At 69.6% G+C, this 20855-nt stretch carries 20 protein-coding genes; 9 read left to right on the top strand and 11 right to left on the bottom strand.

Translation table 11 applies throughout. The features are described from left to right. Positions 1–5: 5 nt before the first annotated feature. The 6 genes from ABOD76_RS06180 to ABOD76_RS06155 are packed head-to-tail and all read left to right on the top strand — an operon-like array spanning position 6 to position 6512. The gene (locus tag ABOD76_RS06180; protein WP_350243929.1) at positions 6–1253 is read left to right on the top strand and encodes an acyl-CoA dehydrogenase; all 1248 of its coding nucleotides are present in this window, start codon (positions 6–8) and stop codon (positions 1251–1253) included. Next, positions 1243–2049, top strand: coding sequence for an SDR family oxidoreductase (locus ABOD76_RS06175; protein WP_350243927.1), 807 nt, complete (start codon positions 1243–1245; stop codon positions 2047–2049). Before ABOD76_RS06180 ends, ABOD76_RS06175 begins: the two co-directional genes overlap by 11 nt. Further along, the gene (locus ABOD76_RS06170; RefSeq protein WP_350243926.1) at positions 2042–3109 is read left to right on the top strand and encodes a phosphotransferase family protein; all 1068 of its coding nucleotides are present in this window, start codon (positions 2042–2044) and stop codon (positions 3107–3109) included. Before ABOD76_RS06175 ends, ABOD76_RS06170 begins: the two co-directional genes overlap by 8 nt. Next, complete coding sequence (locus ABOD76_RS06165) at positions 3106–3810, top strand: histidine phosphatase family protein (RefSeq protein WP_350243925.1); 705 nt, start codon at positions 3106–3108, stop codon at positions 3808–3810. Before ABOD76_RS06170 ends, ABOD76_RS06165 begins: the two co-directional genes overlap by 4 nt. A 49-nt stretch (positions 3811–3859) precedes the next feature. Beyond that, positions 3860–4417 carry a hypothetical protein gene (locus ABOD76_RS06160; protein ID WP_350243924.1) on the top strand — a complete coding sequence of 186 codons (558 nt, stop codon included), beginning with the start codon at positions 3860–3862 and terminating at the stop codon, positions 4415–4417. Position 4418: 1 nt separating this feature from the next. Then, on the top strand, positions 4419–6512 hold the full coding sequence (locus ABOD76_RS06155) for a molybdopterin-dependent oxidoreductase (RefSeq protein WP_350243923.1): 2094 nt from the start codon (positions 4419–4421) through the stop codon (positions 6510–6512). A 51-nt stretch (positions 6513–6563) separates the two neighbouring features. Here ABOD76_RS06155 and dnaJ read toward each other — a convergent pair whose 3' ends face one another. Next, positions 6564–7679, bottom strand: a complete 1116-nt coding sequence (gene dnaJ, locus ABOD76_RS06150) for a molecular chaperone DnaJ (RefSeq protein WP_350243922.1) — start codon at positions 7677–7679, stop codon at positions 6564–6566. Between the two features lie 194 nt (positions 7680–7873). Between dnaJ and ABOD76_RS06145 the strand changes: the two genes are divergently transcribed. Further along, a complete protein-coding gene (locus ABOD76_RS06145) occupies positions 7874–8842 on the top strand; it encodes a transglutaminase family protein (RefSeq protein ID WP_350243921.1) in 969 nt (322 codons plus the stop codon). A 256-nt stretch (positions 8843–9098) separates the two neighbouring features. Here the strand turns inward: ABOD76_RS06145 and ABOD76_RS06140 are convergent, their stop codons facing one another. The 4 genes from ABOD76_RS06140 to ABOD76_RS06125 all read right to left on the bottom strand — a co-directional run bounded on the left by ABOD76_RS06140 (position 9099) and on the right by ABOD76_RS06125 (position 14931). Next, on the bottom strand, positions 9099–10280 hold the full coding sequence (locus ABOD76_RS06140) for a cysteine desulfurase-like protein (protein ID WP_350243920.1): 1182 nt from the start codon (positions 10278–10280) through the stop codon (positions 9099–9101). A gap of 37 nt (positions 10281–10317) precedes the next feature. Then, a complete protein-coding gene (locus ABOD76_RS06135; RefSeq protein WP_350243919.1) occupies positions 10318–12516 on the bottom strand; it encodes an APC family permease in 2199 nt (732 codons plus the stop codon). A 160-nt stretch (positions 12517–12676) separates the two neighbouring features. After that, positions 12677–13246 (bottom strand): hypothetical protein, encoded by a 570-nt coding sequence (locus ABOD76_RS06130; protein WP_350243918.1) that lies wholly within the window; start codon positions 13244–13246, stop codon positions 12677–12679. Between the two features lie 116 nt (positions 13247–13362). Beyond that, complete coding sequence (locus tag ABOD76_RS06125; protein WP_350243917.1) at positions 13363–14931, bottom strand: B12-binding domain-containing radical SAM protein; 1569 nt, start codon at positions 14929–14931, stop codon at positions 13363–13365. Positions 14932–15086: 155 nt separating this feature from the next. On the opposite strand from ABOD76_RS06125, the gene ABOD76_RS06120 reads away from it, so the two are divergent. Then, a complete protein-coding gene (locus ABOD76_RS06120) occupies positions 15087–15410 on the top strand; it encodes a hypothetical protein (RefSeq protein ID WP_350243916.1) in 324 nt (107 codons plus the stop codon). 16 nt (positions 15411–15426) lie between these two features. On the opposite strand, the gene ABOD76_RS06115 is transcribed toward ABOD76_RS06120, so the two are convergent. The 5 genes from ABOD76_RS06115 to ABOD76_RS06095 all read right to left on the bottom strand — a co-directional run bounded on the left by ABOD76_RS06115 (position 15427) and on the right by ABOD76_RS06095 (position 19474). Continuing rightward, a complete protein-coding gene (locus ABOD76_RS06115) occupies positions 15427–15642 on the bottom strand; it encodes a hypothetical protein (RefSeq protein WP_350243915.1) in 216 nt (71 codons plus the stop codon). Between the two features lie 17 nt (positions 15643–15659). Then, positions 15660–16889, bottom strand: a complete 1230-nt coding sequence (locus tag ABOD76_RS06110; protein WP_350243914.1) for a low temperature requirement protein A — start codon at positions 16887–16889, stop codon at positions 15660–15662. 5 nt (positions 16890–16894) lie between these two features. Then, a complete protein-coding gene (gene ruvA, locus ABOD76_RS06105; RefSeq protein WP_350243913.1) occupies positions 16895–17491 on the bottom strand; it encodes a Holliday junction branch migration protein RuvA in 597 nt (198 codons plus the stop codon). 140 nt (positions 17492–17631) lie between these two features. Further along, positions 17632–18147: a DinB family protein gene (locus ABOD76_RS06100; protein ID WP_350243912.1), complete on the bottom strand. Its 516-nt coding sequence runs from the start codon at positions 18145–18147 to the stop codon at positions 17632–17634. 106 nt (positions 18148–18253) lie between these two features. Continuing rightward, the gene (locus tag ABOD76_RS06095; RefSeq protein WP_350243911.1) at positions 18254–19474 is read right to left on the bottom strand and encodes a 2,3-bisphosphoglycerate-independent phosphoglycerate mutase; all 1221 of its coding nucleotides are present in this window, start codon (positions 19472–19474) and stop codon (positions 18254–18256) included. A 74-nt stretch (positions 19475–19548) separates the two neighbouring features. Here ABOD76_RS06095 and ABOD76_RS06090 point away from each other — a divergent pair, with 74 nt between their 5' ends. Beyond that, positions 19549–20145 carry a class I SAM-dependent methyltransferase gene (locus ABOD76_RS06090; protein ID WP_350243910.1) on the top strand — a complete coding sequence of 199 codons (597 nt, stop codon included), beginning with the start codon at positions 19549–19551 and terminating at the stop codon, positions 20143–20145. Here the strand turns inward: ABOD76_RS06090 and trmH are convergent. Continuing rightward, complete coding sequence (gene trmH, locus ABOD76_RS06085) at positions 20120–20797, bottom strand: tRNA (guanosine(18)-2'-O)-methyltransferase TrmH (protein WP_350243909.1); 678 nt, start codon at positions 20795–20797, stop codon at positions 20120–20122. The genes ABOD76_RS06090 and trmH overlap by 26 nt on opposite strands. Positions 20798–20855: the final 58 nt, after the last annotated feature.

Raw genomic sequence — 20855 nt, 5'->3', positions numbered from 1 at the left:
TCCGCATGACCCTATTCGAAGTGTCGCCCCGCACCCGCGAGCTGCAGACGCGCCTGGAGCGCTTCATGCAGCAGCATGTCTATCCCCAGGAGGCCGAGTTCCAGCGGCAGGTGAACGCGGGCAACCGCTGGGAGCATGTGCCGCTGATCGAGGAGCTCAAGACGCAGGCGCGCGCCGAGGGGCTGTGGAACCTGTTCCTGCCGCGCGAGTCGGACCCGGAGGGCCGCTTCGGGGCGGGGCTGAGCAACCTGGAGTACGCGCCGCTGTGCGAGACGATGGGCCGGGTGTGGTGGGCGCCGGAACTGTTCAACTGCAACGCCCCCGACACCGGCAACATGGAGGTGCTGGTGCGCTACGGTACCCCGGAGCAGCAGGCGCAGTGGCTGCAGCCGCTGCTAAACGGCGAAATCCGCAGCTGCTTTGCCATGACGGAGCCGGAGGTGGCCTCCTCGGACGCCACCAACATCCAGAGCAGCATCCGCCGCGATGGCGACGAGTACGTGATCAACGGGCGCAAGTGGTGGACCAGCGGCGCCGGCGACCCGCGCTGCAAGGTCGGCATCTTCATGGGCAAGACCGACCCGGATGGCCCGCGGCACCTGCAGCAGAGCATGATTCTGGTGCCGCTGGACGCGCCGGGCGTCACCATCGAGCGGATGCTGACCGTGTTCGGCTACGACGACGCGCCGCACGGCCACGCCGAGGTGACCTTCAATAACGTGCGGGTGCCGGCCAGCAGCATGCTGCTGGGCGAGGGGCGCGGCTTCGAGATCGCGCAGGGGCGGCTGGGGCCGGGGCGCATCCACCACTGCATGCGCCTGATCGGGCAGGCGGAGCGGGCGCTGGAGCTGATGATCCGGCGGGCCGGGTCGCGCACCGCCTTCGGCAAGCGGCTGATCGAGCAGGGCACCGTGCGCGAGATGATCGCGCAGAGCCGCATCGAGATCGATCAGGCGCGGCTGCTGACGCTGCAGGCAGCCCACATGATGGACACGGTGGGCAACAAGGCGGCCCGCAAGCAGATCGCGGCCATCAAGGTGGTGGCCCCCAACGTGGCGCTGGCCGTCATTGACCGGGCCATTCAGGTGCACGGCGGAGCCGGCGTCAGCCAGGACACCCCGCTGGCGAACATGTACGCCCAGGCCAGGACCCTGCGCCTCGCGGACGGGCCGGACGCGGTGCACCTGGAGACCGTCACGAAGGAGGAGCTGCGGCCCTACCGCCCGGCGAAGGAGGCGGTCAGTGCCGACTGAAGGGTTCACGCCGCAGGGCCGGGTGATTGTGGTGACGGGGGCCGCGTCCGGCATCGGGCTGGCGCTGGCCACCCGCTTCGCGCAGCTGGGCGGCCGGGTGGTGGCCGCCGACCTGAACGCCGAAATGGGTGCCCAGAAGGCCGCGGAGATCGGGGCGCGCTTCGTGCCGGTCAACGTGCTGAAGGAAGAGGACATCCAGCGGCTGATCGAGGACGTGGAGGCGCAGGAAGGCCCCATCGACCTGTTCTGCAGCAACGCGGGCATCGCGGTCGGCGAGGGGCCGGAGACGCCGGACCGCATCTGGCAGCGCATCCACGAGATCAACGTGATGAGCCACGTCTGGGCGGCCCGCCACCTGGTGCCCCGGATGCTGGAGCGCGGTGAGGGCTACCTGCTCAACACCGCCTCGGCCGCCGGCCTGCTGACTGAGCTGCACAGCGCCCCCTACGCCGTCACCAAGCACGCGGCCCTGGCGTTCGCCGAGTGGCTGGACATCACCTACCGCGACCGGGGCATCCGGGTCAGCTGCCTGTGCCCGGAGGGCGTCTGGACCCCGATGATCGAGAACGCGCCCTTCCTGCAGCAGACGGCCATCAGCACCGATCAGCTGGCCGACGCGGTGGTGGCGGCGCTCGCGGAGGAACGCTTCCTGATTACCACCCACCCCACCACCCTGAAGGGCTTTCAGTACAAGGCCGCCGACTACCAGGGCTGGCTGGGCATGATGCGCAAGATGCGGGTCAAGGCGATGGCCCTGCTGCAGGAGATGCACGAGAAGGGCGCCGGACGTGCCTGAGCTGCAGGCCGGCAGCGACACCGCCCCGGTGCGTCCCGGTGAGGAGCTGGACCTGGAGCGGCTGCGGGCGTACCTGAACGGCCGCCTGCCCGGCAGCGACAACCTGAGCCTGCGCCAGTTTCCCGGCGGGCACAGCAACCTGACGTATCTGCTGCAGGCGGGCGGTCAGGCCTACGTGCTGCGCCGCGCCCCGATGGGGCCGGTGGCGCCCAAAGCCCACGACATGGTGCGCGAGTACCACCTGCTGGAGCGCATCCATCCGGTATTTCCGGAAGCGCCGCGCCCGGTGCTGCTGTGCGAGGACCCAGGCGTGCTGGGGGTCCCGTTCTTTCTGATGGAACGGCGCGAGGGCGTGATCATCCGCACCCGCATGCCCCAGGAGTACGCCGGGGTGCCGGACGCCCCGCAGCGGGCTTCGCAGGCGCTGGTGGACACCCTGGCCCGCCTGCACGCCATTGACATTCAGGTCAGTGGGCTGGAGGGACTGGGCAAACCGGACGGCTTCAACCGCCGGCAGGTGGAGGGCTGGGCCGGGCGCTGGCAGCGGGCCGAAACGCACCCGGCCCCGGAGGCGGCGCGGGTGATCCAGTGGCTCACGGCCGAGGTGCCGCCCGAGTCGGCGCACACGCTGGTCCACAACGACTTCAAGCTGGACAACCTGATGCTGGACCGTGCAGACCCGGGCCGGGTGGTGGCGCTGCTCGACTGGGAGATGACGGCCATCGGCGACCCGCTGGTGGACCTGGGCCTGACGCTGTGCTACTGGACCCAGCGCGGCTTCCCGGACCATCAGCGCAGTCCCATCGGAGCGCCGGCCGCCGATCAGGGCTTCTATAGCCGCGAGCAGGTCCTGGAGCGCTACCGGCAGCAGTCGGGCCGCGACCTCTCCAACATCCGCTGGTACGAGGTGCTGGGCGTGTTCAAACTCGCGGTCATCCTGCAGCAGATCTACGCCCGCTACCACGCCGGCCAGACGCAGGACGAACGCTTCGCCCGGCTGGGCGAGCAGGCCCAGGCGCTGATGCGGGAAGCGTGGCGGCAGATCGAGGCCGGCGCGTGAGCACCCTGCTGCTGGTCCGGCACGGTCAGGCCACCCCCTTCGAGGCCGACACCGACCGGCTCTCGGCGCTGGGTGAGCAGCAGGCCGGGGCGGTCGGCCGCTTTCTGGCGGAGGCCAGAGTGCGGCCCACGCGGGTGCTGCACGGCCCGATGGTGCGCCAGCGGCGCAGCGCGGAACTGGCGGCCCAGGCGGCCGGGCAGGACTGGCCCGCCGCCAGCGAGGATGCCCGGCTGGCCGAGTACGACGGAGATGGCATCGTGCAGACGCTGGCCCCGCTGCTGGCGCGGCAGGACGAGCCGTTCGCGGCGCTGATGCAGGATTACCAGATCCGCCGCGACTCGCCGGACCGTAACCGCTACTTCCAGCGGATGCTGGAACACCTGACGGCCAGTTACCTGCGCGGTGAGGTGCAGCACGACTCGGTGGAGAGCTGGGCGCACTTCCGGGGGCGGGTGCGGGCGGCGGCGCGGGACATCCTGGAGGGGCCGGGTGGCAGCACGGTGCTGGTGTTCACCAGCGGCGGCGTGATCGGGCTGATCGTGGCCACCGTGCTGGACGCTCCGGACGCCGCCGCGCTGCAGCTGAACTGGCGGGTCCGCAACGCCAGCATCACCCGGCTCACCTACGGGGCGGGCCGAGTCAGCCTGGACAGCTTCAATGAGACCGCCCACCTGACGCCCGAACTCACCAGCTGGCGCTGAAGAGGAGGAACATGCGGTCTGCCTTCATGCGGCTCCTGCGGACCAGCCGGTGAGGGTCCAGATCGGCCGGTTCTCGGTCCAGCTGTGGCAGGGTGTCGTTCCGGCCCACCTGGATCAGCTGATGCAGCGGTCGGATCTGGCCGAGACCCACGGCCACCTGAACGGCCGACAGGACGAGGACGGGGCCCTGTTCTGCGCGGCGGTCACTCCGGACGGAGGCGGCTGGCCCGCACTCTTTGTGGCCCAGCGCTCCGCCCCGGACGTGCCGGGCTTCGACCCCGGTGTGCTGATCGTCCCGGAGACGGGTCTGGTGCTGATCGGGGCGGGAGAACGCCTGCTGGCGTACCGGCTGGACGACCCGCCGGTTCGGCTGTGGGAGGATCACACCGAGGTGGGGTTCTGGTGGTGGGACCGGCAGGGCGAGGTGGTGCTGATGGCTGCGGAACTGGAACTGGCGGCCTGGGACCTGAGCGGCCGGAAACGCTGGTCCATGTTCGTCGAGCCACCCTGGAGCTCTTCGGTGCAGAATGACCATATCCACCTGAACGTGATGAACCACCTGAGCCAGTTCTCTCTCGCCGCTGGCTCTGCCCCAAAGGAGCCCTGACATGACCCAGCCCACCGACGGCCCCCATTACCGCGCCTGCAACCTCTGTGAAGCCATCTGCGGCCTGGAGATCACGGTGCAGGGCGGCCGGGTCACCGACATCCGGGGGGACGCCCAGGACGTGCTGAGCCACGGCCACATCTGCCCCAAGGGGGCGGCGCTGGCCGATCTGGCCGCCGACCCGGACCGGCTGAAGCGTCCGCTGCGGCGGGTGGGGGAGGGGTGGCAGGAACTGGAGTGGGACGAGGCGCTGGATCTGGTGGCCGCCGAACTGCGGCGCGTCCAGGCCCAGTACGGCCCCGACGCGGTGGCCACCTACCAGGGCAACCCCAGCGTCCACAACAGCGGCACCCTGCTCAGCGCGGGCGGGCTGCTGCGTGCGCTGGGCAGCCGCAACCGCTACAGCGCCACCAGCATCGACCAGCTGCCGCACCACTACGCCGCCGCCGAGATGCTGGGCCATCCGTTGATGCTGCCGATCCCGGACATTGACCGCACCGAGTTCTTCCTGATGCTGGGGGCCAATCCACTGGCCAGCAACGGCAGCATCATGACCGCGCCGGGCATGCGCGGCCGGCTGAAGGCCATCACCGCCCGGGGCGGCCGGGTGGTGCTGCTGGACCCGCGCCGCACCGAGACGGCGGCCCTGGCCAGCGAGCATCACTTCATCCGGCCCGGCACCGACGCGCTGCTGCTGCTCTCGCTGCTGCAGGTGATCTTCGAGGAGGGCCTGGAGCGGCTGGAGTCACTGGCCAGCTTCACTGATGGCCTGGACGCCCTGAAGGCCGCAGCGGCCGCCTATCCGCCCGAGCGGGTGGCCGGGCGCACTGGGGTGGACGCGGCCACCATCCGGCGGCTGGCCCGCGAGTTCGCCGGCACGCCCCGCGCCGTGATCTACGGGCGCATCGGGCTGAGCATCCAGCGGTTCGGCGGGCTGTGCCAGTGGTTGCTGAACGCCCTGAACGCCGTGACCGGCCACCTGGACCGCGAGGGCGGCGCCATGTTCCCCCGGCCCGCCTTCGACCTGCTGCAGCGGGCGCAGCCGGGCCAGACGCACCACGGACGCTGGTCCAGCCGGGTGCGCGGCCTGCCGGAGTTCGACGGGGAGCTCCCGGTGGCGGCGCTGGCCGAGGAGATGCTGACGCCCGGCGAGGGGCAGGTGCGGGCGCTGGTGACGGTGGCGGGCAATCCGGTGCTCAGCACGCCCAACGGCGCTCAGCTGGACCGGGCGCTTGCGGGCCTGGACTTCATGGTCAGCATTGACCCCTGGCTCAATGAGACCACCCGGCACGCCGACGTGATCCTGCCGCCGGCCGTGGGCCTGGAGACGCAGCACTACGACGTGATCTTCCACCACTTCGCGGTGCGCAACACCGCCCGCATCAACGACCCGCTGCTGCCCATCGGGCCGGAGCAGCGCTACGACTGGCAGATCTTCGAGGGACTGCGCGAGCGGCTGAGCGGCGAGAAGGGCAAGGACCCGGCCGCCCGGCTGGACCTGGGGCTGCGTCACGGCCCCCGGAAGACCAGCCTGGAAGAGCTGCGTGCCCACCCGCACGGCGTGGATTACGGCCCGTTGCAGCCGTGCCTCCCGGAGCGCCTGCTGACCGCCGACGGCCGGCTGCAGCTGGCTCCAGTGGCGCTGCTGGCGGACGTGGCGCGCCTGGAAGCCAGCCTGCAGGAGCCGCTGCCGCCCCTGCTGCTGATCGGGCGGCGCGAGCTGCGCAGCAACAACAGCTGGATGCACAACGTGCCGCGTCTGATGCGCGGGCCGGAGCGCTGCACCTTGATGCTGACCCCGCAGGACGCCCAGCGCTTCGGCGTGACCGACGGGCAGCCGGTGGAGGTGCGCTCTCGGGTCGGGGCGGTCACGGTGCCGGTCCAGCTGACCGATGACCTGATGCCGGGGGTGGTGAGCCTGCCGCACGGCTACGGGCACGGCCGGGCCGGGGTGCGGCAGGGGGTGGCGCAGCAGCACGCTGGCGTCAGCCTCAATGACCTGACCGACCACGAGCAGCTCGATGAATTGACCGGCAACGCGGCGGTGGTGGGCGTGCCGGTGACGCTGCACCCGGTGGCGGTGGCGGCGGACTGACCAACAAGAGCGCGGGCGGGGCAACGTGTGCCCCGCCCGCTTTTCTGGCCGTTACTCGCCCCGGATGACCTTCCCGATGCGCTCGAAGAAGCCTTCCTTGTGCTCGTGCACGTCGTCCCCGATGTGGTGGGCGTAGCTGTGCAGCGCCTCGCGCGCCTCGGTGTTCAGTTGCCCCGGCTTCGGCACGTCGATCTCGTACACCACCACCAGGTCGCCGGTGCCGCTGGCCTGCAGGCGCGGCATGCCCAGCCCACGCAGGCGGCTCATCTCGCCGTGCTGGGTACCGGGCTTGACCTCCAGCTCCTGCGGGCCGTCCAGCGTCGGCACCGTGAGGCGCCCGCCCAGCACCATGCGCGGGTACGGCACGCGCGCCACATACACCAGATGCTCGCCCTCACGGCGCAGGTCCGGGTGCGGCTCCATCTCGATGTGCGCGTACAGGTCGCCGCTGCCGCCCGGCCCCTCGTTGCCCATGCCGGCCACCCGGATGCGGTAGCCCTCGTCAATGCCGCGCGGCAGCTTGATGGTGACGCTCTCGGCCTTGAGCGTGCGGCCGCGGCCCCGGCAGACGGTGCAGGGGTCCTCAATGATCACGCCCTCACCGCGGCAGGTCGGGCACGGCTGCTGGGTCATCACGTTGCCGAAGATGGTGCGGGCCTGCGCCTGCACCGCGCCCGCTCCACCACAGGTGGTGCAGGTCTTGGGCGGTCTGCCGCCCGGCTCGCTGCGGCTGCCGTGGCAGTGCTCGCACTCGGTCAGGCGGTCCACCTGCACCTGCACTTCCGCACCCTCGCGCGCCTGCTCCAGCGTGACCCGTAACTCGGTTTCCAAGTCGTCGCCGCGCGCCGGGCCGCGCCGGCCGCCGCGCCCGCCGAACATGCCACCCCCGAACAGCTGCTCGAAGATGTCCATCGGGTCGAAGCCCTGCCCGCCGAACGGATCGCCTGGCATGCCGCTCGACGGGGCCGAGCCGAAGCGGTCGTAGTGGGCGCGTTTGTCGCCGTCACTCAGCACCGCATACGCCTCATTGATCCGCGCAAACTGCTCGGCCGCCCCGGCCTCCTTGTTGCGGTCCGGGTGGTACTTCAGGGCCAGTTTGCGATACGCACTCTTGATCTCGTCGGCGCCCGCCGTCCGGGCCACGCCAAGCAATTCGTAGTAATCCATGTGACTCCAGATGGGGGGCAGATAGGGGACGCCGCTGCGCCGCCTCGCGCCCATATCCTAACATGACCACACTCAGGAAAAGTAGCGGAAGTGCGATAACCGCCCGTCCGGCGGCATGAGAACCTGAACGCTTGATGTAGGTTCCGGATGAACGCCCAGCGTTGCCCGGCCAGGCCGCCCCGTACCATGATGAGATGACGGACGGCGAGACGACCAGCCTGAGCCCACAGCCCCGCCGCCGCAATCCGGACGTTCTGAGGGTCCGGGCCGGCTTCGAGTTCGAGTTCGAGCTGAGCTACGCCACCCCGATGCTGTTTGTGGTGGAGCCGCGCGATCGCCCGGGCCAGCGCATCGTGGCGCAGCGCCGCGAGCTCAGCCCGGACCTGCCGCTGGCCCAGACCAGCAGCTACATGGACGCCTTCGGCAACGTGGTGTGGCGGGTGCTGGCACCGCCCGGCCGCCTGCGGATCACCCACGACCTGCTGGCCGACGTGCCCAGCCGCCGCGACCCGGTGTTGAGCGGTCTGCCCGGCACCCCTGTGGAGCGGCTGCCGGACGAGCTGCTGCAGTACCTGTTGCCCAGCCGCTATGTGGACTCGGACCTGCTGACCCCGGAGGCGTGGCAGCGCTTCGGGAGTGTGCCGGCCGGCTGGATGCAGGTGCAGGCGATCTGCGACCATCTGCACGGCACGCTGCGGTACGGCGCGGGCAGCACCAGCGCCACCACCGCCAGCCAGGCGTACCAGAGCGGCGTGGCCGTGTGCCGCGACTTTGCCCACCTGGGGGTGGCCTACTGCCGCGCCCTCAACATTCCGGCCCGCTATGTGTGCGGCTACCTGCCGGACGTCGGGGTGCCGCAGGACGGGCGGCCGATGGACTTCCACGCCTGGTTCGAGGCCTGGGTGGACGGGGCGTGGCGCACCTTCGATGCCCGCCACAACGTCCCCCGGGCCGGGCGGGTGCTGATCGCCACCGGCCGGGACGCCTCAGACACCGCCTTCAACACCGCCTTTGGCAATGCCCGGCTGGTGCACATGCGCGTCTGGGCCGACGAGGTGGACGGCGACGCGGTTCTTCCGGCGCAGGTGCCCACACCGGCGCAGGCGAACCACTCCACCGAGCTGGCCGGCACCGAGAGCCGCGAGGGCGAGATGCACGGCTGAAGCAGAACGAGGAGCGGAGGCCAGGGTGCGGCAGGAGGCAGCACTGCGCTGGTGAATTGGGCCGGAGCTAGGCAGGACCTCCAGGCCTCCGGCTCAGGAGGTCAGGCAGCCGGATGCCGTGCCCAGGGCGGGGGACACCCTGTCCGCGCCGACGCGCCGGTGCAGTCCCCAGCGGGTCCCCGCGCTCCAATCCGAGCCGCCTGAACGTCTTCCGCTGCAGCGGTAACGCTCCCGACTGCCCCCTATCCGCTGGTGCTCAGAGGGCGGCCAGCAGCCGCTCCACGTCGTCTGCGGAAGTGTAGTGGGCGAGGCTGGCGCGCACCAGCCCGTCCGGGTACAGGCCCAGCTTGCGGATCGGCATGACCGCGTAGAAGTGCCCGGCGGCCACGCTGACGCCGCGCTCCGAGAGCCGGTGGGCGGTCTGATCGGGCGTCTCGCCGTTGACCCGGAAGCCCACCGTCCCGACCCGCTGGTCCGCAGCCTGCGGGCCGTAGACCGTGACCTGCGGATGACGCTGCAGGCCCTGAAGCAGCTGCTCGGCCAGCGGCGCTTCCAGCGCGTGGATGCGGGCGTAGGCGGCCTGCAGGGCGGCGCGGTCCAGGGACTCGGCCCCGCCCAGTTCACGCAGGTAGTCCAGGGTGGCCAGCCAGCCGGCCTGCAGCTCGAACTGCGGGGTGCCATGTTCCAGCTTGGTGATGTCGTCGTCGGCCACGAACTCCAGCTTGGGGACCGGCAGGCCCGCCAGCAGCTCACCGCGCACGTACAGCGCGCCCAGGTGGGGGGCGAACACCTTGTAGGGGCTGAACATCAGGAAGTCCAGGCCCCAGGCCTGCACGTCCGGCAGCTCATGGGACGCCAGATGCACCGCGTCCACGATGGTCCAGGTGCCGTTCTGCCGCGCCAGTTGCGCCGCTTCCTGCAGCGGGGTCCGCACGCCCAGCGCGTTGGAGGCGGCCGTGAAGGCCAGCAGCCGGGTGCGCGGCGTGAGCAGCGGCTTCAGGTCGTCCGGGTGCAGCGTCAGGTCGTCGCGGGCGGGCCAGACCTTCACCGTCACGCCCACGCGCTCCAGCTCGCGCCAGGGGCTGGCGTCGGCCTCGTGGTCCAGTTCGGAGATGATCACCTCGTCGCCACTGCCCCACAGCCGGGCAAACGCCGCCGACAGCCGGAACGCCAGCGCAGTGGCGCTCTGCCCGATGGCCACTTCATGGGGCTGGGCATTGAGGAACAGCGCCGTGGCGGCGCGGGCCCGCTGCTTGAGGGCCAGCACCTCTGCGCCGCGCACGTGCCCGGCCATGCTGTTGATGCTGCCGTAGCGCGTGAGGTACTCCTGGATAGCCTGGATGCTGGTGGCCGGCATCAGGCCGCCGGCCGCGTTGTCCAGGTACACCAGATCGCCGTCGAGTTGGGGGAAGCGCGCGCGGATGGCAGAGAGGTCCATGCCGGTCAGCATAACGCCGCCGTCCGGCGAGAACGGATCAGCCGCCCACGTGCACGATGGGGCGACGGTCGCGGTTCGGTTCCGCCCGGCGCAGGATCTCGTGGGTCAGCGGCGGTACGTCGCCCTCACCTTCCAGCACAAAGCGCAGCGCCAGATGCAGCGGGCTGTCCTCGCTCCAGCGCATGTAGACCTGTGGCGGCGCGCCCTTGCCACGCAGGTGCAGCATCAACGCCGCAATGCTGTTCGGCACGCTGGAGCCGCGCGCCCGCAGGATGCTGTAGCGGCCCACCTGCACGCCCGTCACCTCCACCACGTCGCTGAAGTCGCTGGCGTCGTCCACCTCCACCTCCAGAAATACGAAATCCGCCTCGTCCGGCAGGTGGGCCATCTGGCGCGAGCGCAGTTCGATCTTGTGGTACTCCGCCTGACTGGCCGGCCCCGGACGGTGCGCGACCAGCCGCAGCGGGTGCACCGGAAAGCGCTTGAGCAGTTCCGTGGCCGACTCGTCCATCACCACATTGGTCACGCGCAGCTCGAATGAGCGCTGCAGCCGCGAGGTGATGCTGACCATCAGCACGGCGGCGATGAACAGCAGCGCGATGGTCAGGCCCTCCGGGTCGGTCAGCACCGTGACGGTGAGCGTGTAGATAAAAATCAGGCTGATGACCGTGAACATGACGCCCAGCCGTCTCTGCTGGTGGCGGAAGGCTGAGAGTGTGACGGCGACGGCGGCGCTGGTCATCAGGGCCAGCACGCCGGTGGCATACGCGCCGGCCTGGGCGTCCACGTTGGCACGGAAGGCCAGCGTGACCAGGATGGCAATGCTGATGAACACCAGCACCAGCGGGCGGTTGACGCGGGTCCACTCGGGGGCCATGCCGTAGCGCGGTAGGTAGCGCGGCACGATGTTCAGCAGCCCGGCCATGGCGCTGGCCCCCGCAAACCACAGGATCAGGATGGTGCTGAAGTCGTAGACGGTGCCGAACACCTCACCCAGCCGGCGGTGCGCCAGATAGGCCAGCGCGCGGCCGTTCGCGGCTCCGGCCGGCTTCGCGACCGTCACGGTGGGGTTGTCCAGCCCCGGCGTGACCGTCACCTGCAGGGCCACCGGCCCTCCGGCGGTCTGCGCCTGCACCGGAAAGCTGCCGCGCGCGCCGGCCGGCAGCGGCAGGTCCACGACCTGCTGGGGACTGGCGCTGTCGTCCAGGCCCACCACGACGCGCCCGGTGCCGGCGGCCAGGTCGCGGGCGCTGATGGTGCGGGTGGTGGTGGTGGCCGGCCAGAAGGCCGCCGCCGGAATCAGCAGGGTGGTGACCAGGCTGCTGGCCAGCAGGAAAACGCTCATGATCAGCGCGGCGGTGGTGAGCAGCCGCTTGCCGTTGCGAATCCGCCCGCGCGGCTGGGACTCCAGGTCGCCCAGGTCGCCCTGGATCAGCGGCATCACCACCACGCCGGTCTCGAAGCCGGAGAGGCCCAGCGCCAGCCGCGGAAACACCAGCAGCGCCGCCCCGATCAGCGCCAGCGGGCTGGTGTACAGCTGCCCCAGCCCACTGAACCAGTGCGGCACCACCTGCGGCTGGGCCAGCACCAGCAGCAGGCCCTTGATCACCACCACCGCGCTGAGGCCCAGGTACAGCAGCACAATGCCCACCGCGATGCCGATGGCCTCCTTGAAGCCCTTCAGGAACACCGCACCCAGCAGCAGGATCAGCACCAGGGTGGCCGGCAGCTGGGCGCCGCTCAGGAACGGCTTGACGAAGGGGTTCTCGGTGAGGTGTGCGGCGGCGTCGGCGGCCGAGAGGGTGATGGTAATGACAAAGCCGGTGGCCACGAAGCCGATCAGGGCCAGCACCAGCAGTTTGCTGGGCCAGAAGCTCAGCAACCGTTCCAGCATGCTGATGCTGCCGTCGCCGTGCGGGCTCTCCTCGGCCACCCGGCGGTACATCGGCAGCGCGCCGAACAGGGTGACCAGCACCAGCACCAGCGTGGCGAACGGCGACAGGGCGCCGGCCGCCAGCGCCGCGATGCCCGGCTGGTAGCCGAGGGTGCTGAAATAGTCCACGCCGGTCAGACACATCACCTTCCACCACGGGTGGGTGTGGCTCTGCGCCCGCGCCGCCCGCTCCTCCTCGTAGAAGCCCTGGTGCTCGGTGGTGCTTGATTGTTCTTCGAGCAGCCAGCGCCGGAGGGCGGCAAAGCGGGACGGCGGAGTCTGGCCGGCGGGGGAGGACGTCATTGTGCCGATCATATGCCTTGCTGGTCGGGGGTGGGAGGGCCGGCGGTCTTGTGATTTCGGGCGTACAGATCACACTTATTGGAAGAACTGAGACTGCCTTGTGGGGGCATTCAGCACTGTGGCCACCGCAGTGTCAGGGCCGGGTGGGCACAAGGATGGATCAGGGCGATACACCCCAGCTGAAGTGGACTTCAGCTGGGGATTTTTTTGCAAAATATCGCTGATAAATTCCTAATCCCTCTTCGCTAATACAGAAATACGAATACTGTGAGGTGGAACGTTCGATCCAAAGAAGTGCATCGAGATGGGCGAGCGTCTTCTTGAGCCGCTGTGCGACATGCGCTGAGCTGGTATTTGTTACTACTGTGCCTGCTAAGCTCTGATAGTCAAGGTAGCCTTGGACAGCTTCTTTCAGATCGAGCAGATTCAGGTCGGCATCGTTAAGCAGAATCACCCACTTGGGCTCTGGCCTCAACTCAAGCTGAGTGAACGCTTTTCCAATGAGGTTGGCGACACGGTTTGGCGAGTTTTCGGTGCGGACGGCGCTCAGTTCGACATGGCTGTGGTGGGTAATGTCCCATCCTGTTTCCTCAGAGGGAGGGTACCGCGTTATGGTTTTGAGTTCGGCGACAAAAACACAGCGTTCATCACTCCAGAACTCAAAATCTAGTAACTTGGAACTGGGATGCTCTCTAGCCTTCTTCAAGTCAATACCGAATTTTGCAGTCATGGACGTTTGAAGGATAGGCTCGTACTGCACCATATAGCTTTACCATGACATGCCCTCAAAGCAGCACGCCTGTCCGACGGTGATATCGGACAGGCGTGCGGACTGTACTTCCTGGTTTAGATCGCCAGGCCCTCGGCGTGGCTGCTGACCTGACGTCCGGCCAGTTCATCGTAGTGGCCGTGGACCACCTGACCGGCCGGCAGATCAATGCGGCTTTCATTGCTGGCGAAGGGGTCCACCCAGCCCACATCGTCCAGCGCCTTTTTCCAGGCACCGATGCTCTCGGAGCGGTAGATCTGATAGGCGGCCATGCCCACCTCCGGCCCGCCGCGCGCGATGACGCTCTCTACCCACGCCCACTTGGCCGACACGTTGCGCAACTCGGCGGTGGAGCGCAACTCCTTCTGGATGCGCTTCAGGCGCCCCTCGATCACCTTGATGCCGGCGAAGCTGTCCTGGAAGTGCGGAGTGTGGCGTTTGGGTACAAAGGGGCTGATGCCCAGCGCGATGCGGTTGATCTGCGCCAGCTCCTTGGTGAAGCTGATCAGCTCGGTGATGTCGTCGTCGTTCTCCGGCCCCAGCCCGATCATCATGTAGACCTTCAGGCCCGAGAAGCCCAGGTCGCGGCTGATCTGGGCGGTCTTGAGCAGGTCTTCGGTGGTGATGCCCTTCTTGAGCCACTGACGCAGCCGCTCGCTGGGCGCGTCGGAGGCGACCGTGAAGGTCCGCAGGCCGCCCGCCTTCAGGATGGCCGCCAGTTCCTCGTCCACCGTGTCGGCGCGGATGCTGCTGACGCCCAGCTTGATGCCCCGGTCGGTCAGGGCGCGGCCCACCATCTTGGTGTGCGGAAAGTCCGAGAGCGCCGCCCCCACCAGGCCCACCTTGGTGGCCCAGTCGGGAATCACGTCCAGCAGTTCCTGGCCCTGGTTGTTGCGGTTGGGGCCGTACATGGTGCGGGCCAGGCAGAAGGTGCAGGGGCGCGGGCACCCGCGCTGCGCTTCCACCAGGAACATGTTGCTCAGCTCGCTGTGCGGCGTCACGATCTGGCTGTAGGCGGGCAGCAGCTCCTTGGGCGCGGTGGCCCACTGCGGCTCGTGGCTGTGGCGCTGCGGCAGGAAGATGCCCGGCAGGCCGTCCACCAGGTCGTAGAAGTCCTCGCGGGACGAGGCGTCGCGCAGTGCGGCGGCGATCAGCGGCACCACCTGCTCACCGTCCCCGATCACGATCACGTCGGCAAACGGGGTCAGCGGGTAGGGGTTGCTGCTGGTCAGCGGCCCGCCGATCATGATGATCGGGTCCTCGTCGCTGCGCTGGTCACGCAACGGGTGCAGGCTGCACAGGTCCAGCATCCGGATGATGTTGGTCAGGTCCAGCTCGAAGCTGACGCTCAGCGCCAGCAGCTCACAGTCGCCGGCCGCCCGCCCGCTCTCGACGGTGGGCAGCGCCTCGCCGCGCTTGAGGTGCTGGGTCTCGAACAGCTCCGGGTCGTCCGGCAGGAAGGCCCGCTCACAAGCCACGCCCTCCACCTGATTGAACAGGCGGTAGATGACCTGATAGCCCAGGCTGGCCATGCCGACCGAGTAACGGTTGGGAAAGCCCAGCGTGACGCGGGCCGGAGCCTGCTTGAACAGGGTCCCGGTCTCGTCGTCCAGCAGCGGCTTGATGGTGCGTCTCCAGTAGCTCAAAGGTCCTCCGCCGTGCGTCCAGCGTGTGGCGTCACGGGCTCCAGTCCATTATCTTACCGGGTTTGCCCGGTCACTTTGGGGGAACGGTTACCCCCGGCAAGCATGAACATTGTTCGGGGTGGTGGGTCCGGGGCCTCCGGGAGAATGCTGACGGCATGACCCAGGCACTGGAGCCCTACCTCAAGGAAGCTGAGCAGGCCATCCGGGACTTCGAGTTTGCCCCCGGCCTCACCGTGACGGCCCGCCTGCACGACAACCCCGCCGCGCTGGGCCTGCTGGGCAGCGCCGACGGCCCGCGCGCCCTGGAATACCTCGCGTCCGGCGCGGACCTGCAGGCCGAGGGCAGCAGCTGGTTTCTGCGCCGGGCGCTGCGCAGCCTCAACGATCGCCAGAACGCCGGTCACCTGCCGCAGGTGGGCAGCCTGGACGACCCGGAGCGCGAGTACCTGCGCCCGCCGGACCGCTACGAACTCGGCTGAGCCGGGCCGCCTGCCTTCAGACGCCGCGCCGCCACGTGCTGGCCAGGAAGTACACCAGGCCGCCCAGCACCCCGGCCACCAGCATGAACTTCAGCAGGCCGCCCAGCACCCCGGCCGTGGCCACCACGAAGGCCCCCAGCCCGGTCAGCAGCTGACCCAGCAACCACACGCCTGCCAGCGCCAGGATGGCCAGCAACAGCACCCCCACCACCGCTGAAATCAGCCGTCCCATGCCGGCATCCTAGCGTTTCAGCCGGGCGGCAGCCCGGGGTCCAGCTGCTCTTCCAGTTCGGTCAGGTTCTGGCGCACCGGGTCGCGCCAGCTGGCCACCGCCACCGCCAGCGTGAGCCCCGTGACGCCCAGCATGTACGGCAGCGCGGGCAGATGCAGCGCCAGCAGTCCCAGCAGCAGCCCGGCCCCGACCAGCCGCGCCACGCTGCTGAGGCTGAAGTGCAGCGGTGTCCGGACCAGCCCCGGCTCGTGACGCAATGGCTGCGCGGCCAGCACCCGCACCAGCACCAGGCTCAGAAACACGCTGGCGAGCGAGCTGCTGATCACCACCTGGGCCTGCAGCGCCGAATACCGGTCCCCGCTGCGGATGTCCAGGCCCAGGCCCACCGCCAGCACCGTCAGGGCCAGGGTCAGTGGGAGGTGGGCATAGGTCCAGCTGAGCAGCGTGCTGCGGTGGCCGCGCTGCGCCGCCAGCCGGGCGGGCAGGCCGTTGGCCTCGTCGAAGTACATCCGCCACAGGGCGAGGGTGCATACCAAAGCCAGCAGCATCGGCAGCTGGTCGCTGAAGCGCAGCTGCTGGTGTCCGGCCGAGATCACCAGGTTGGTGATGGCCGAGCCGAGCGAGATGATGATCAGCGTGCCTACCCGCTCCGGATAGTGCTCCTGATGCGGCTGTTCGCGCTGATACCTGGACTCGACGTACAGGCTGACCACCAAGTCCAGCAGCAGCGCCCCGATCCACAGGCCCCACTGGGCCGCCCCGTGCAGCGGTGCCGAGAGCACCCACAGCAGCGTGCTGACCACAAAGCCACCGACCAGCCGGCGTTCGCCTTCGGGCATGCCGTTCTGCCGGCCGTGCCAGGCGTAGATCAGGATCAGGGCCACCCGTCCCGCCGCGTAGGCGGCGGCGAACAGCCAGCCCACATCCTTCAGGTCACCCTGGATGGCCAGCGCCAGCATGGCGGTGGCGACAATCTGCAGCAGGGTGCCCCAGCGGTACGGGCGGCCGACGTTGCCGTAGCGGGCCGCGAAACTGGTGTTGCCCAGCCAGGCCCACCACACCGCCACGAACATCAGCGCAAAGATGCCGAAGCCCGGCAATGACAGCTGCTTGCCGTAGCGCTGCGCCAGCTGATCGAAGGCCGTCACGAACAGCAGGTCGAAGAACAGTTCCAGCCAGCTGACCCGCTGGCTGGCCGCCTCCGGCCTGTGCTGTCCCGGCCGGACGTCCTGCTGCCCCCAGGTCACGCGCTCTACCGCAGTTTGCCCAGCCCACGCCGGATCAGGGCGTCGGCGCTGAGGCCTGCATCGGCGGCCAGCAGTTCGGCCACCACGGCCCGCACCTGCGCCTCACGGAAGCCCAGCGCCATCAGCGCCTCAGTGGCGTCGCGGCCCGCCGTGGACACCATCGCTGCCGCCGTGCCGGCGCCGGCCTGCGGCACCGCCAGATGCTCCGGCACCTTGCCCTGCAGTTCCAGCACCAGCCGCTCGGCCGTTTTCTTGCCGACCCCGCTCACGCTGGAGAGCAGCTTGCTGTCGCCCCCCACCAGTCCCGCCGCCAGCGCCGAGGGCGGCATGGCGGACAGGAGGGCCAGGGCCAGCTTGGGACCCACGCCGCTCACCCCGGTGAGCAGGTCGAACAGGCGCAGGCTGTCGCGGTCCACGAAGCCGAACAGCATCATGGCGTCCTCGCGCACCACCATACGGATATGCAGCTCGGCCTCGCTGCCGGGGGTCAGGCGGCCCAGGGTGCTGGCCGGACACATCACCTCGTAGCCCACCCCGCCGGCCAGAATGATGGCGCTGGTGCTCTGCACGTCCCGCACCGCGCCGGTTAGATAGGCAATCACGCAAGAAGTCTAGAGTACCGGCGGCCAGCGGAAGGTGGCATCGGCAGCGCTCTGCGGCAACAGAAAAGCGCCCACTCGGGGCGCTGATAGATTCAAGATAGCGTGATATGCAGCCGGTGTCAACGGCATGCAGCCGTGGCCTAGCCGAACGCCGGGCCGTAGCGCTCCTGCAGCCCCCGCAGATGGTGGCGCTCGTGGCCCAGCATGGCGTAGGCCAGGGCGCGCACCGTGAAGGCCGCTCCGCTGGCCATGCCGCGCCGCTCCCAGGCATCCGGGGCAAGCTGGCCCAGCATGCTGAGGTGGGCCGCTCTGGCTGCCCGGAAGCCCTCCACCAGCGCCGGATACGCCGGAAGGTCGAAGTCGGAGCTGGCCATCCACTGGTCCTGATCGAAGCCGGGCAGCGGGGCTGGGTCCTGGCGGGCGAACCACAGCGCCCGGAACCCGAAGACCCGTTCGGTGTCGGCCATGTGACCCACCACCTGTCGCACACTCCACTTGTCGGGCGCCGGGCGGTAGTCCGGGTTCTGCACCGCCCGCAGCAGCGCCTCCGTGTGTGCGGCCTGTTCCTGCAAGGCGGCCAGCACATCGGGTTCCGGAACCAGGTCGATGTAGGTCGCGGCGAAGGTGGAGTAGTCGGACACCTGGGGTCTGGGCATGACGGGACCTCCTGAGGGCAGGCGAAATGGAGTGCAGCGGCGTCTGGAGTCACTCAGGCCGGTGGTGGGTGGCTGGGCAGAGCGGCCTTCCCTCTGCCCCGCCGGGTCAGGCGCCGTACTTCTGCAGCTTCAGCGCGTTGGCCATCAGCAGCGGCATCAGGTCGGTGCCGCGCCGCAGACCCAGGCTGCCCTTCTGGGCCTCCTCCTCGGTGTAGCGCTGCGCGGCGTCCTTGCGGCCGTAATCGCTGCGGATCAGCAGCGGCACCGGGTGCCAGCTGTGGCTCTTGAGCTTGCTGGGCGTGCTGTGGTCGCCCACAATCGCGATCACGTCCGGCTTCAGCGCCAGCAGCTGCGGCAGCAGCTCATCGAACAGCTCGATCTTGTGCACCTTTTCGTGGAAGTCGCCGTCCTCGCCGGTGCTGTCGGTCTTCTTGACGTGGAAGTAGAAGAAGTCGTAGCGGTCCCAGGCCTGCTGCAGCGCGGCCACCTTGCCGGTGAGGGCGTCTTCCTCGCCCTCCACCTCCAGCACGTCCATGCCGACCAGCGAGGCCAGGCCCTTGTACATCGGGTAGCTGGCGATGCAGGCGGCCCGCAGGCCGTACACCTCGTCGAAGTTGGGGAAGTGCGGCACGTCGCTGTAGCCGCGGAACAGCACCCCGTTCACCTGCGGCTCGCCGGCCAGCGCCGCCTCCGCCCGCTGCACGAAGCCGTTCACCAGCTCGGCCGTCTTCTGGCTGGGGGCGTCGTGCGCCTCAGCGGTGAGCGGCGGCACGCCGGTGGCCTGCGGGTCCACGTCGCTGACGTTGGCGCCCAGCGGCACGCCGGGGTTGCGGAACACCACCACGAAGCGGTGTTCGCTCTCGGTGTAGACCTCCACCCGCACGCCGTCGATCTCGGAGATGGCCTCACGGAGCTTTCCCACGATCTCGGCATTCTTCTCGTCGCTGGGCCGCCCGGCCCGGCGGTCCTGAATCACGCGGCCCTCGCCCAGGGTGGCGAAGTTGCCGCGCACCGCCACGTCGCCGGCCCCCAGCTTCACGCCGATGCCCACCGCCGAAAGAGCCCCTCGCCCCACCACGTAACGCAGCGGGTCGTAGCCGAACAGCGAGAGGTGGCCGGGGCCGCTGCCCGGCGTGATGCCGGCGCCCACCAGTTCCACCTGCCCCAGCTGCGCCTGCTGGGCCAGGGCGTCCATGTTGGGGGTGGTGGCGGTGGCCAGCTCGGTGTCGCCGTTCAGCTCCAGCGGCAGGCCGCCCACGCCGTCCAGCACCACCATCAGGATCTTGCTCTCGGTCTTCTTTGCCAGCGCTCGGATGGTGTCTAACATACCGGTACTCTACCGGCTTCCTGCCGGCTGGCCGCCGGGCCGGTCTAAGGCGGTGGACGGGAGTAAGGTGGGCCATGACCGCCGAATCAGACCCCTGGGCCGCCCATGCCCGCCGCACCGTGGGCGGTCCGCGTCCGCTGCTGACCGAGGCGCTGGAGCTGCTCGGCCGGCCCCGGCGGCGGGTGGCCCTGGACCTGGGCTGCGGCGCCGGCAACGACACGCTGGCCCTGCTGGAACGCGGCTGGACTGTGACGGCGCTGGACGGCAGCGCCGGGGCCCTGGCGCTGGTTCAGGAGCGGGCCGGCGTACACCGGACCCGGCTGACCCCGCTGGAGGCCGGCTTCCATCAGGTGCCGCGTCGCCGCTACACGCTGGTGTACGCCAGCCTGAGCCTGCCCTTCACGCCGCCGGCCCGCTGGGACCGCACCTGGCGGGCCGTGCGGCGCGCGGTGGGGGTCCGCGGCTGGTTTGCCGCCACCCTCTTTGGCCCGCGCGACGGCTGGGCCGGCGAGCCGGACATGAGCTTCATCACGGCCCAGGCGCTGAGAGAACGCTTGGACGGTTTCGAGCCGGTGGTGCTGCGCGAGTGGGAGGGGGAGATCAGGCTGGCGGCGGGCGGCCTCCACCCCTCCCACACCCTGACGGTTATCGCCCGGCGGCTGAGCCGATGACCTGACCCTCGGCGTCGAGTTCCGGGTACGGCTCGCCCCGCTCCCGGTACAGCGGGGCGAGCTCCGGGTATGCCCACTCGAAGGCCAGCTGCCGCAGCCGCTCCGGGTCCAGCTGCGGCTGGTCGTACAGGCCGGCGGCCAGCCGCTGCCGCTGCGCCTCAAACAGGATGGTCGCGGCGGCCACCGAGACGTTCAGGCTCTGCACCATGCCGTACATCGGAATGATGATGTTCTGGTCGGCCGCGTCGGCCGCCTCGTCCGACACCCCGAACTTCTCGGCGCCCAGCAGCACGCAGGTGGGGCGGGTGTAGTCCGGCTCGCGGTAGTCCACGCTGCGCTGCGACAGGTGGGTGGCCAGCACCTGCACTCCCTGGGCCTGAAGGGCCCGCACCGCCGACACGGCGTCGTCGTGCGTCTGCACCGACACCCACTTGTCGGCGCTGGCGCTGGTGGCGCCGAAGGTGGGCAGCTGACCGCGGCCCTGGCCCAGCTTCGGCGGCACGGCGTGCGCGGTCAGCACGCCCACCGCGTCGCAGGTGCGCAGGATGGCGCTGAAGTTGTGCGGCTTGTTGACCTCGTCCATCAGGACGGTGAGGGTGGGCTGGCGCCTGGACAGCACCTTCAGAATCTTTGCGTAACGTTCCGGCGTCATGACAGACCAGGGTAGCGCAGCCGGGCGGGGCAGGGGTCAGCGGCAGGCGGGCCTCAGG

The organism is Deinococcus sonorensis KR-87, assembly GCF_040256395.1.
Classification (GTDB): domain Bacteria; phylum Deinococcota; class Deinococci; order Deinococcales; family Deinococcaceae; genus Deinococcus; species Deinococcus sonorensis.
This window is presented reverse-complemented; position numbering and strand designations above follow the sequence as displayed.